The sequence below is a fragment of the Microvirga calopogonii genome (assembly GCF_003347665.1).
In the GTDB taxonomy this organism is placed as follows: Bacteria; Pseudomonadota; Alphaproteobacteria; order Rhizobiales; family Beijerinckiaceae; genus Microvirga; species Microvirga calopogonii.
Map to the genome: position 1 here is coordinate 22,520 of NZ_QDGA01000049.1, position 11,927 is coordinate 34,446.

The following is an 11,927-nucleotide window of genomic DNA, read 5'->3' on the forward strand; positions in this document are numbered from 1 at the left end:
ATTATTGGCCGCATGCTACGGGTTCTCTGCATCAGTTTGTTGGCGCCCTGGCATTCATGGTCCCAAAGAGTTCCCGCTGGAGCGGCGCGACAAGCGTCTCCGCAAATGGAGTCGCGATGTGGTGCCGGTCGCGGAAGGTCAGCATGCCGCCAATCATGGCGGGGCACCTTGTTTCGTTGCAGAACAGGTCGGTCAGGTCGACATAAGAGGCATTTCCGATATGCGCAATGGCCTTCCGTTCGCTGTCCGGAATCGTCTCTTCCATAGCCTCGCTACGCGGTGTGTCACAGATGTCGGGACTCCTGTTTTGCCAGAGTGCGCGCGCGACGCATTTGTCGGGATAGGTCCTGTGCACCGGCCCATCCCGAATCACGGCGATCTTTGGGGTAGCGCTTTCCAAGGCGGACACGGTCTTACGGAGCCCCTGAGCCCATGTGGCTGCGTCGATCTGGTGAGCAGATGTGACGTTGATGTCATTTTTGACGTAAGCCGAGGAATACTCCGAAATGATCACCATGTCCGCCTTTCGTGTGGCAATCTCGCGCATCGCGAACTCCCGCCACCGATCGCATTCCTCGTAATCCCGCACGAGCATAGAATTCCAAATTGTGACGTTTGCCGCAGGGCAGGATGATTTAAGATAAGTGACAAGCCGCCACCGGTTACTGTTCACCATGCTGATCAGCGGCGTCGACCAGTGATCAGCATGCGAATCCCCTATGAGAACGATGGTCTTACCGGGGTTTTCAGCACCGAATTCGCAGGGCTTAGGCTGCACTTGGTAGGCGTCGAGAAGACAGCCCGCGTCCAACTGCCGGGCCAGTGAATCGCGCTCAGCGCTTAGGCGGACAAGATTCTGCTGGGGATCGATCTTTTGATTGGCCAGTCGCGCGCTGCCAAAGGCGACTATTGTACCACACGCGGTCACAAGCGCAGCAAAACCGAGGGAGCGGCTGGTTTTTGCCATCAACCACGAGTTCCGCCGCAGCGGGTTTTCGACGAAGCGGTAGCTCAGGACAGAGAGCCCCAAGGTAAGCGCGAAGCACAGAGCCCGTTCGAGGATAGTGAGCTCGGGTTTCAAGATGTCCGCAAAGACGATTACGGGCCAATGCCATAGGTACAGTGAATACGATACCCGTCCGATCCGTTGCAGCGGCGCCAGCGAAAGAAGCAATTGCGGTCCCGCGTGCCCCGGACGTGTGCCGCTGAGAAGCACGATCACCGTGCCGACGACTGGAACAAGGGCAATCAACCCTGGAAAGGGCACATCCACTGGCATGCCGAGGTAGGACGTCATGATCAGACCTATTCCGATCCAGCCGAAGACCGATATGAGCCGAAACCGCTTGGCCGCCTCTTCGGAGACCATTGAGGCGAGACCTCCACAAGCGAACTCCCAGGCACGGAACGGTGAAAAGTAAAACGCCCACGGCTCCGATACCGCAGTAAAATGCAAACAGAACGCGAAGGAGACGACACCCACCAGCGTCATCGGGAGGAAAAGCCCGTATGCACCCGCACGGAGCCGCGCGAAAAGCAGCAGCAGAGCCGGCCAAATGAGATAGAATTGCTCCTCAATCGAGAGCGACCAGAAATGGATGAACGGGTTGTTGGCTGCATCCGAGGCGAAATAATCAACGGCCGAGCTGATAAGCCACAGGTTGATTATGTAGGCGGACGCGTAAAACGACTCCTCAGAATAGAGCTGCTGCTCGGGTGGAGAAAGAACGAAGTAGCCGAAGAATAGCGTCGCAAGGATGGCGACACACGACGCGGGAAGAAGCCGGCGAGCTCGCCGCGCGTAGAAGCGCAGAAGGTCGAGCGAGCCGGTCTCGTCAATTTCGAGCTGGATCTGCCTGGTGACCAGATATCCCGATATAACGAAAAAGATATCAACACCGACAAAGCCGCCGGGCAGACCAGCTACGCCAAAGTGAAAGGCGATCACTCCCGAAACGGCAAGGGCACGCAGCCCCTCGATATCCATCCGGAAATGATGTGGTTCCGTTCGTGTAGCCATATCGAAATCTGAGCGCCCTATGATTCAGTCTCATCGAACAGTCCGGGCCAAAAAGGAGGACTCATGTATGAACACACCTCACGCCCACATTGCCGTTCTTTGAGAGTGCAGCGGAATTAGCCATGGAATTCTTTGAGCCTGATAGAAAATGAAGTGAGCCATTCTAGCTAGTTAAGATTTCGTCGCTGGTTGCGAAATCTACCGAGAATCGGATGCCCTAGAGCAAAATCATCCTGCGCTATCATGACAGGCGAAAGCTGCATTACGCAAGTGCCCGCATAGAGCATGGCAGATTATCCCATCCATTCTGGAACGATGCTGCAACATCTGACATCCATGTATGCAGATCTTGCGAGAGGTTTGGAGTGCAGTTCAGTATATTGCCGCGTCGGCCTGTCAATAGCGGCCTCTGCTCAGGGGGGGCCGGCATGGTTCTGACAACCGCGTTGGTTCACACCCGAGGGTACTGTTTTGCAAACCGTAACGTGCTCGGGCAAGGCCAAGCAAATGGTCCTTTTGCGCAAAAGTTGGATGGTGGAGCAGTTGTTCGCATGAGCGAGCCGACGCCAGGGCTTGCGGAAGGCGTGGAAACTACAATTGCCCCCTCTGAGCTGGGGCCGTGAATTGCAGTCATCCGGAGAACAGCACAAGCCAACCCGCCCGCCCAAAAACAACAACCCCGTAGTTCGAGCCGCCGCGTAAAATCTGCCGCTCTGCAAGTGCGGTCACTAGACCAATCAGATCCAAAGAGCCGGTCACCAAGCATGTGGCGTAGTTCCCGAACTTCATCATTTTCCTCCTTCCGCCTCGGACTTTTGCCCTAAAACATTCCTTCGAGCAGGGCAGCCCACCATCCATCAAATTGATGCCTACAATCCAAACAATTGATTTTCCCGGCTCTACTGGATCCTTCATAGATGGAGGCATCTATCGTAGTGAGGTTGCCTCTCGATCTAGTTGGTCTCATCGCAATCAGTCCGGCAGATACCGCGTCGAGAACGCCATTCCGACCGGGCCAATTTCTATTTTGCTCAACTGAGCGTTTTTGCTGGCCAGCTTGACCCCAATTTGGCTCAAAGTAAGAGGTTCGCCATGATCGGCGGCAGCGAAGACGACAAGGCCCACGTACACTCGCGTACAGTCGACATTGGGACGGTCGGTCTTGATACCCGCAGCATTCACGATGTAGTTAAATCCGCGGCAGTAGAGAGAGCAATTCAGTCGCAAGAGTTTGGGGGCTCGGCGTACGATCTCGGGAACGCCGAGGCGGGCGACGCAGCCGCAGCGCCCAACGGCCAGCATTGTGCCTGCAGCAGGATCGTCGCTAATCCTTGCGAAAGTCAGCAGACGATGTCTGAAACTTCAACAACTGACCTGAGGTACTTCAAGCATTATCTTGCTGCGCTCCGGCCGCATCAATGGCTAAAGAACGTGCTAGTGTTCTTTCCAGGGCTGGCTGCACATAAGTTCGATTGGCCGACACTCCTCTCATCAATGGAGGCATTCGTCTGCTTCAGCTTTGTGGCTTCTGGTGTTTACGTCGTGAACGATCTTCTCGATATCCGCGCAGATCGGGTGCACCCGCGCAAGCGGTACCGTCCGTTCGCCTCGCGCAGCATCCCCGCCACGCACGGAACGTGGATAGCACTAGGGCTGATCGTTCCGGGCGGGTTCATAGCCATGTTTATAGGGCAGGGCTTTTTCCTTGTAATGGCAAGCTATCTTCTTGCGACCACGGCCTATTCACTGCACTTCAAGCGGCACATCGTTATAGATATATGTATTCTTGCGGGCCTCTATACCATACGCATCGTCGCAGGTGGAATCGCGACATCAGTTCCGATATCAGTCTTGCTCATTGCCTTTTCCATGTTCTTTTTCCTCTCGCTTGCTGCGGTGAAGCGACAAGGCGAGTTGGTTGATAGCGCCGGGCGTGGATGTCTACAGGCCGATGGCCGAGGTTATCACGTCAACGACTTGCAAATCATCTCCATGATCGCAGTTGCGGCAGGATACGTATCTGTTCTGGTGATGACATACTACGTCAATTCGCCTGCCGTAGCGGAGCTCTACCCTCATCCGCAGATGCTCTGGGGCGTTTGCGCAGTCCTGCTCTATTGGATCACTCGCATGGTCATGATGGCGCACCGCGGGTACATGCATGATGATCCGGTGATCTACGCCGCAAAGGATCGGATCAGTCAGGCCTGCCTAGCGATTATTCTGGTCTTCGTCGCGGCCGGAATGCTGGTATGAATCGGCGAACTCTAACGTTACGCTATGCGGCATTTGCCGCCATCGCAACGGTTGTCAATATCACCACACAAAATTCGGTCCTCCAACTCGGGGAAGCGAGCGATCTTCTTGCGCTTGCCATGATCGTGGGCACCATCGCCGGGCTACTGACCAAATACCTGCTCGATAAGCTTTGGATTTTTTACGACCAGGAAATCGGCCTCAAAAGCGATGGGTGGAAGTTCTCGCTCTACACGGCAGTGGGTGGCCTCACCACGATTATTTCGTGGAGCGCTGAGGCGGCTTCCTGGACGATCTGGGGAACTGAGGTGATGCGTGATGTGGGTGCTTTCGTTGGGCTGACTATCGGCTACATGGTCAGATTTCAGCTAGACAAACGCTTTGTGTTTTCAGATCGGCAGGGGAGGATCGCTCCATGAAGCTCGCGGGCTGGGGAAGGTTCCCAGTCATGGACGCCCAAGTTTATGTGCCCCGTGACCTTGCAGGGATCCAGCAGCTTGTAGCTTCGAAGCCGAGTGTAATCGCGCGCGGCTGTGGTAGAGCTTATGGGGACAGCGCCATCAATTCATCCGCGACGATTGATATGCGACGTTTGAACAGGATGTTGGCCTTTGATCCGAAAACTGGGCAGTTGATCGCGGAGGCTGGAGTTGTTCTGTCCGACATCATCGCGGCTTTCCTACCCCGAGGTTGGTTCCCAACGGTCACGCCCGGCACGAAGTTCGTGACCTTGGGCGGTATGATCGCCGCCGATGTCCATGGCAAGAACCATCGCAAGCACGGAAGTTTTCGAAGGTGCGTCGACTGGATCGATGTAATGGGGGCCGATGGCACAATCCAACGTTGCTCACGCGAAGGTCACGTAGAGCTCTTCGAGCACACTCTTGGCGGGATGGGACTCACCGGAATTATTATACGAGCGGCCGTCCGATTACGCACGATCGAAACTGGATGGATCCGCCAGACGACAATACCCGCGCCGAACCTTGAATCAGCAATGACCGCTCTGGAACGTGCTCATGGTTCGACTTATTCGGTGGCGTGGATTGACTGCCTTGGGGCGGGGATCAACCTTGGACGCTCACTTGTTTTCCTGGGAGAGCACGCGAACAGCCCGGACCTTCCAGCACATCGATCGCTCCATCCTTTCACTACGCCGGATAAGCGCAAACTTTCGCTTCCGTTCAACTTCCCATGCTTTGCTCTTAATCGATTTAGCCTCCGTGCCTTCAATACACTCTACTATTGGGCCGGCGCTTGGAATCGAGGTGAGAAACTCGTTGACTGGGATAGCTTCTTCTATCCCCTTGACGCGATCGCCGCCTGGCATCGGCTCTACGGCCGCAAGGGATTCGCTCAGTTCCAGTGTGCTCTTCCCCTAAACCGCTCCGAAGAGGGGCTCAGGGCCCTGCTCCAGACAGTGTCCAAGGCACGCGCTGGGTCCTTCTTGGCCGTTCTCAAGCGGTTCGGCCCGCAGGAGAGCCGGTTTTCGTTCCCGATGGAAGGCTACTCCCTTGCTCTTGACTTCCCCATCACGACCAAGACCTCGGGCTTGTTGGCGAACCTGGACCAAATTACAATCGATCACGGCGGGCGCTTCTATCTAGCCAAAGACAGCCGCATGTCTGCTGAAACGTTACGTGCCTCCGATGGCCGTGTTGAAAGCTTCGTCCGAATGCGGGCGGATAGCGGCTGGAAGAACTCGTTCCAATCGGCGCAAGCGGAAAGACTTGTGCTGTGACAAAGCCGTCCATTCTTATCTTGGGTGCACGTTCGGACATAGGCATAGCCGTGGCGCACAAGTTTGCAGCGCACGGCCATCCGATCCAATTAGCCGCGCGGCAGTCGAAAAAGCTCGACGCCGAAAAGGCCAATTTGCAGATCCGATATGGTGTCCCTGTAACCCTACACGAGTTCGACGCACTGCTGCCAGAAACTCACGCGGAGTTTCTAGCCATGTTGCCCGAACTGCCCGCGATCGCCGTAAGCATCGTCGGCATGATGGGAAGCCAGGAAGGCAGCGAGCGCGATCATCTCCTCGCCAGTTGCATCATGCGTAGCAACTTCGAAGGACCTGCCAATATCCTGTCATTGCTGGCCAACCGATTCGAAGAACGGGGATCAGGCACTCTGGTTGGCCTCAGTTCGGTTGCGGGAGAGCGCGGACGCGCGACGAACTACGTCTACGGCTCCGCGAAGGCGGGCTTCACGGCCTTCCTATCCGGCCTTCGCAATCGTTTGGCGAAACGCGGCGTACACGTTGTGACGGTGCTCCCGGGTTATGTTGCGACGGAGGCGACTGAAAGCATCCATCTGCCGGCAAGGCTCACAGCACAACCGAGTGAGGTCGCTGAAAGGATAGTGGTCGCCGTCGAGCGAAAGAAAAATGTTATCTACGTTCGTCCAGTCTGGCGGCTGATCATGCTGATCATAAGGCTCATCCCAGAGGCGGTTTTCAAGAGGATAAGGATATGATCCGCCTCGTCCCTACAAAAAAGCAACTAGAATACGTTGTTGCGGGATCTTTCATCATTGCTGGTATATCCGGTGTGATATGGATATTAATCGACCAGGATCCGATCCGAGTGGCGAATGGCTTGGGTTTCGATGGGGTATACTACGACAGAATTCTTCGGCACTTGGCTGCTGAAGGTGGCCTGGAGTTGCCCATAGCCTTTCCTTATTGTGGTCGCGTCGGGACGCCCTGGATACTTGCGAAGGTTTTCCATAGTCACGTCGGTTTTTTTGGATTCAATTTGGTTGTCTCCGTGTTATTTTCCGCTACTTTGCTTCTCGCGACACACTCACTCTGGCGTGGGAGCCTGAAAGGGCTCACGGCTGTGGTGGCGGCGTCGTCGTTCCTATATTTTGCACCAGTAAAATTTACAAATTTCTATCCGGTTTACATGGATCCCCCTTTTCTTCTCATCCTGTCATTTTGCCTATTACTGATAATAAACCGAGAGTACCTTCTTGCTAGTGCTATATGCATGTCAGGAATTCCTTTCAGAGAAGCTAGCTTCTATCTTTTGCCGCTATTCTTGTCATTTTATATTAAAAACGCGGAGAGGAAGAGAGCCGCGTTGGTGATATCTCTGTTCATTATTCTCGCTGGGTATGTGACAAAAGGACTAATACTGTCGGAATTTGATTGCGAATATCAGTCGCAACTCTTTACAGGGCTTTTCTGGCTTTATCGTTTTCTATCTGAGCCCGCTCATGTCTTAGGGTCGTTAGCTGCTATATCGCTCACCCTGGGACCGCTATATATTGTGTTAAACAAGGAGGCAGTTAAGCACGTTCAATGGAACGGCGCTGTCATGTTTTCGGCAGCTGCATCTGTATACTGCGCCTCGTTGGCAATAGTTGGGGGGTCGGATGTCACGAGGATATTTTATAGTTTTTTGCCCCTCTATGTACCTCTACTGATAGCGTCCTTCAGAGCGTCAAGCCTAACATCGTTTGCCCTTGCCTGCTTTGGCTGGATGCTCACAAATCAGATGCTTCACAAATACGAACAGCCGATCTCCGAGGGGCCGAATAATGATCTTTCAGGTTTCTTTGCGCAATTTCCCGATTATGCGCACCCCACTATAGCCTTGGTTATCTTAGTGATATGGATCATTTTGGCGATGTTAAGAAGACTCATTGAGCCGTTAGAACGTCACTTGCCGAGCGAGTGAGTTCTAGAGTCGGCACCTTAAGGTTGGTGAGTTGAGACCATCCCTCCGGTCGGCAACGCGCGCGAGCGGGGCGCTTATAACGCGTTTGTCACCGTCTCACTCTGCTTCGGTGGAAGCCAGTGCGGACCCGGCGATTATAGGCCTGCGCACCTCCCTCCCCGCCGGTTTTGCCGTCCAAGATCTTGGTGGCGCAGGCATTCGCTCCGATGTCCGAGCCGAACTGGTTATCCAGGACCGTCGCTCATTGACGCGCTTTCTGAGCCTTTCCTTTTGCTGGGGATGCCAAGCCCATCATTGCCGACGAGATTAAGGTGAAGGTCAAAGCAGGCATCAGGGGACGGGTACACTGCAAAAGGTGACGTGAGCCCCGAGATCGAGGAGCTCGAATACTGCATCCAGGCTGTTCGTAGGCATCGGCTGAGAGCAACGTAAGCGGTGTTCTCAGGCCACGGCCTTGAGGTCCGGCGTGGTGGCGTAGGCCCACGGCAGCAGATCATCGATGCGGGTATTGAGATGGCCGGTGACGATGCGGCTCAGCACGTCGGCGAGATAGGCCTGCGGATCCACCCCGCACAGTTTGCAGGTCTCGGCCAGCGAGGCGATAACCGCCCAATGCTCGCCGCCGCGATCCGAGCCGGCAAACAGTGCATTCTTGCGCGTCAAGGCCAAGGGCCGGATCGCCCGCTCGACCACGTTGGAGTCGATCTCAATCCGCCCGTCGTCCACGAAGTGGCTCAGCCCGTCCCAACGCACAAGCGCATAGCGGATCGCCTCGGCCAGTTTGCTCTTCTGGCTGATCAGACCGAGCTTGCCGCGCAGCCACGGCTCGAGAGCGTCCAGCACCGGACGGCTCTTCGTCTGACGAATCCTGCATCTCTCCGCCGCGCTCATGCCGCGGATCGTAAGCGGGCAGCTGATGCCGTCAGGGCCGATAATTCCACGGCATGAGAGCGTCGATCTCGCGGTTGGGCCATCCGTTGGCGATGCGCTCAAGCGTCTGGGTCAGCCAGGCGTGCGGATCGACGGTGTTCATTTTGGCCGTGGCCAGAAGGCTGGCGATTGCCGCCCATGTGCGTCCGCCACCATCGGAGCCTGCAAACAGACTGTTCTTCCTTGTGATCGTCTGTGGCCGGATGGCACGTTCAACGGTATTGGAATCCAACTCGACGCGTCCGTCCGATAAGAACTGCTCAAGAGCGACACGCCGCGTCAGAGCATAGCGGATCACCTCGGCCAGCTTCGATTTGCGCGACAGCTTCGACAGTTCCTTCTCCCAGAACTTGAACAGCGTGTTCACGACCGCAGCCGATTCCGCCTGGCGCGCCTGCCTTCGGGTTCCCGCATCCTTGCCACGAACGCTGTCCTCCACAGCCCAGAGCGCCGCCATCTGCGGATTCCGATTCAATCCGGACGGGGATTCCGATTTGACGCCGGACAGCATTCCGGAATGAAGCCGGACACCGTTCCGATCAATTACCGGACACTTTCCCCACTCTGATGATCCCCTGGGTCAGCAACTCGGGCATCACCCTCCTCACGTCATCGAGGAGAATGGAATGCCCGCCAAGAGGAAGCTGACCATGAGACAGTTGAGACAGATGCTGCGCCTGGCCCGGGACGGCATCAGCGTGCGTGACATCGCCGAGAGGCTCGGGATCGCGCGCAGCACCGTCCAGGAGAACCTCAAGCGCGCCGAGCAGGCCGGCTTGAGCTGGCCCTTGCCCGGCGACCTGACCGACGAGGCCCTGGAGAACAGGCTTTTCGCCCGCGCCGGCGTCAAGCAGGGACAGCGCCGGCGGCCCGAGCCCCACTGGGCCGAAGCCATCGTCGAATTGAAGAAGCCCGGCGTCACCCTGCAAATCCTCTGGGAGGAGTACCGGGCCGTCCATTCCAACGGCTATGGCTACAGCCGCTTCTGCGAGCTCTTCCGCTCGTTTGAGAGCCGGCTCTCGCCGACCATGCGCCAGGACCATATTGCCGGCGACAAAGTGTTCGTCGACTATTCCGGCAAGAAGATCGCCATCGTTGATTCCGACACCGGCGAGATCCGCCAGGCCGAGATCTTCGTCGCCGTGCTCGGCGCCTCCAACTTCACCTACGCTGAGGCGACCTGGACCCAGTCCCTGCCGGACTGGATTGGCGCGCATGGGCGCATGTTCCGCGTCTTCGGCGGCGTTCCGCGCCTGATCGTGCCGGACAATCTCAAGTCAGGGGTCAACCGGGCCTCGTTCTACGATCCCGAGATCAACCGCAGCTACGGCATGATGGCCGCGCATTACGGCATCGGCATCCTGCCGGCGCGGCCACGAAAGCCCAAGGACAAAGCCAAAGTGGAGAATGGCGTGCGCTTTGCCCAGACCTGCATTCTCGGACGGCTGCGGCACCAGACTTTCTTCTCGCTGGCCGAAGCCAATGCGGCGATTGCCGGCGCGTGCGAGCGCATCAACGATCATGTCGTGCGCCGCCTCGGGGTCAGCCGCCGGCATCTCTTCGAGACGATGGAGCGCCCGGCGCTCGCGCCGCTGCCGGGCGACGACTACGAGTTCGCCGAATGGCGCTTCGTGCGGGTCGGCACGGACTATCACGTCGAGTACGACGGCTTCTTCTATTCGGTTCCGCACGGCCTGATCCGCGCGCAGGTCGACCTGCGGGCCACCAGCCGCACGATCGAGATCTTCCACCGCGGCCAGCGCGTGGCAACCCATCAGCGCCGCTACGGTGGGCGCCGGCACGGCACCGACCCGGACCACATGCCGAGTTCCCATCGGCGCTATGCCGACTGGACCCCGGAGCGCTTCCGCCGTTGGGCGGCGTCCGTCGGCCCTCAGACGGAAGGTCTGATCACGGCTATTCTGGCGCGCCGCCCGCATCCTGAGCAGGGCTTCCGGACTTGCCTCGGGGTTCTGCGCCTGTTGCGCGATCTCGAACCCGCTCGCGCTGAAGCGGTGTCGGCCCGCGCTCTCCAGATCGGGGCGCTCACCTCCAAGAGCATCGCCTCGATCCTGGCCAACCGCCTGGCCGCCCAACCCGCCCGCGACCCCGAGCCCACCGCCATTCTGGAGCACGCCAACCTGCGCGGCCCCGGCTACTTCCACTAAGGAGATCCTGCATGTTGACCCATCCCACTCTCGCTCTGCTGGCCGATCTTGGTCTTCACGGCATGGCCAGTGCCTTCAAGGCTCTGCAATCCCAGCCCGAGGCTCGGGCTCTCGAGCATGGCGACTGGCTTGCACTGCTGCTCGAACGCGAGGCGACGCTGCGCTGTCAGAAGCGGTTTGAGAGCCGGGCGCGGGCGGCCCGCCTGCGCCATGACGCGCATGTCGAGGATGTCGACTTCAGGGCGGCGCGCGGTCTCGACCGCGGGCTCTTTCTCAAGCTGGCCGGCTGCGATTGGATCCGTGAACGACGCGGGCTCCTGCTGACCGGACCAGCCGGGGTCGGCAAAAGCTGGTTGGCCTGCGCGCTGGGCCAGAAGGCGTGCCGGGAGGACTTCTCGGTCGCTTATCACCGTGCCCCGCGGCTGTTTGCGGCGCTTGGTCTGGCCCGCGGGGACGGCCGCTACGCGCGCATGCTCAAGGCGCTGGCCCGCGTGGATCTTCTCATCCTTGATGATTGGGGGCCCGAGAAGCTCGCTGACGATCAGCGGCGGGATCTGCTGGAGATCGTCGAGGACCGGTACGAGCGGCGCTCCACCATCGTGACGAGCCAGATCCCGGTCGACCGCTGGTATGAGATCATCGGCAATCCGACCATCGCCGATGCGATCCTGGATCGCCTGGTCCACAATGCTTACAGGATTGAACTGTCCGGCGAGAGCCTGCGCAAGCAGCGCTCCCCGGCCGCTGCATCATCGTCCGATTGACGACCGGCCAATCCCACTCCACCATCTCCCATGACCCAGGATCAAACGAGGAGAGTGTCCGGCTTCAGATCGGAACGCTGTCCGGAATGAAATCGGAATGGGTGTC

The 11,927-nt window shown here is 57.8% G+C and carries 9 protein-coding genes and 2 pseudogenes; 7 read left to right on the forward strand and 4 right to left on the reverse strand.

All coding sequences use genetic code 11. The annotated features are described in order from the left end of the window. Positions 1 to 31: 31 nt before the first annotated feature. A complete protein-coding gene (locus tag DDF70_RS24370) occupies positions 32 to 2,020 on the reverse strand; it encodes an acyltransferase family protein (protein WP_114947387.1) in 1,989 nt (662 codons plus the stop codon). Between the two features lie 630 nt (positions 2,021 to 2,650). Further along, positions 2,651 to 2,935, reverse strand: coding sequence for a hypothetical protein (locus DDF70_RS36885; protein ID WP_162820631.1), 285 nt, complete (start codon positions 2,933 to 2,935; stop codon positions 2,651 to 2,653). Positions 2,936 to 3,112: 177 nt separating this feature from the next. Here DDF70_RS36885 and DDF70_RS24375 point away from each other — a divergent pair, with 177 nt between their 5' ends. From DDF70_RS24375 to DDF70_RS24395, 5 genes are read left to right on the forward strand one after another with little or no spacing between them, the layout of a single operon-like run. After that, the gene (locus tag DDF70_RS24375; protein WP_114947388.1) at positions 3,113 to 4,276 is read left to right on the forward strand and encodes a UbiA family prenyltransferase; all 1,164 of its coding nucleotides are present in this window, start codon (positions 3,113 to 3,115) and stop codon (positions 4,274 to 4,276) included. Continuing rightward, on the forward strand, positions 4,273 to 4,695 hold the full coding sequence (locus DDF70_RS24380) for a GtrA family protein (protein WP_114947389.1): 423 nt from the start codon (positions 4,273 to 4,275) through the stop codon (positions 4,693 to 4,695). Before DDF70_RS24375 ends, DDF70_RS24380 begins: the two co-directional genes overlap by 4 nt. Further along, the gene (locus DDF70_RS24385; protein ID WP_114947390.1) at positions 4,692 to 6,017 is read left to right on the forward strand and encodes an FAD-binding oxidoreductase; all 1,326 of its coding nucleotides are present in this window, start codon (positions 4,692 to 4,694) and stop codon (positions 6,015 to 6,017) included. Before DDF70_RS24380 ends, DDF70_RS24385 begins: the two co-directional genes overlap by 4 nt. Further along, positions 6,014 to 6,751, forward strand: a complete 738-nt coding sequence (locus DDF70_RS24390; protein ID WP_114947391.1) for an SDR family oxidoreductase — start codon at positions 6,014 to 6,016, stop codon at positions 6,749 to 6,751. The genes DDF70_RS24385 and DDF70_RS24390 overlap by 4 nt, the downstream gene beginning before the upstream one ends. Further along, the gene (locus DDF70_RS24395; RefSeq protein ID WP_114947392.1) at positions 6,748 to 7,959 is read left to right on the forward strand and encodes a hypothetical protein; all 1,212 of its coding nucleotides are present in this window, start codon (positions 6,748 to 6,750) and stop codon (positions 7,957 to 7,959) included. The genes DDF70_RS24390 and DDF70_RS24395 overlap by 4 nt, the downstream gene beginning before the upstream one ends. 441 nt (positions 7,960 to 8,400) lie before the next feature. Here DDF70_RS24395 and DDF70_RS24400 read toward each other — a convergent pair. Together DDF70_RS24400 and DDF70_RS24405 are read right to left on the reverse strand one after the other, a co-directional pair. Beyond that, positions 8,401 to 8,859, reverse strand: a pseudogene (locus tag DDF70_RS24400) (IS66 family transposase); the annotation flags it as partial. 22 nt (positions 8,860 to 8,881) lie between these two features. After that, positions 8,882 to 9,349, reverse strand: a pseudogene (locus DDF70_RS24405) (IS66 family transposase); the annotation flags it as partial. 166 nt (positions 9,350 to 9,515) lie between these two features. Here DDF70_RS24405 and istA point away from each other — a divergent pair. After that, the gene (gene istA, locus DDF70_RS24410; RefSeq protein ID WP_281024360.1) at positions 9,516 to 11,057 is read left to right on the forward strand and encodes an IS21 family transposase; all 1,542 of its coding nucleotides are present in this window, start codon (positions 9,516 to 9,518) and stop codon (positions 11,055 to 11,057) included. Positions 11,058 to 11,068: 11 nt separating this feature from the next. Continuing rightward, positions 11,069 to 11,821: an IS21-like element helper ATPase IstB gene (istB, locus tag DDF70_RS24415; protein ID WP_114945129.1), complete on the forward strand. Its 753-nt coding sequence runs from the start codon at positions 11,069 to 11,071 to the stop codon at positions 11,819 to 11,821. The last annotated feature ends 106 nt before the right edge of the window (positions 11,822 to 11,927 follow it).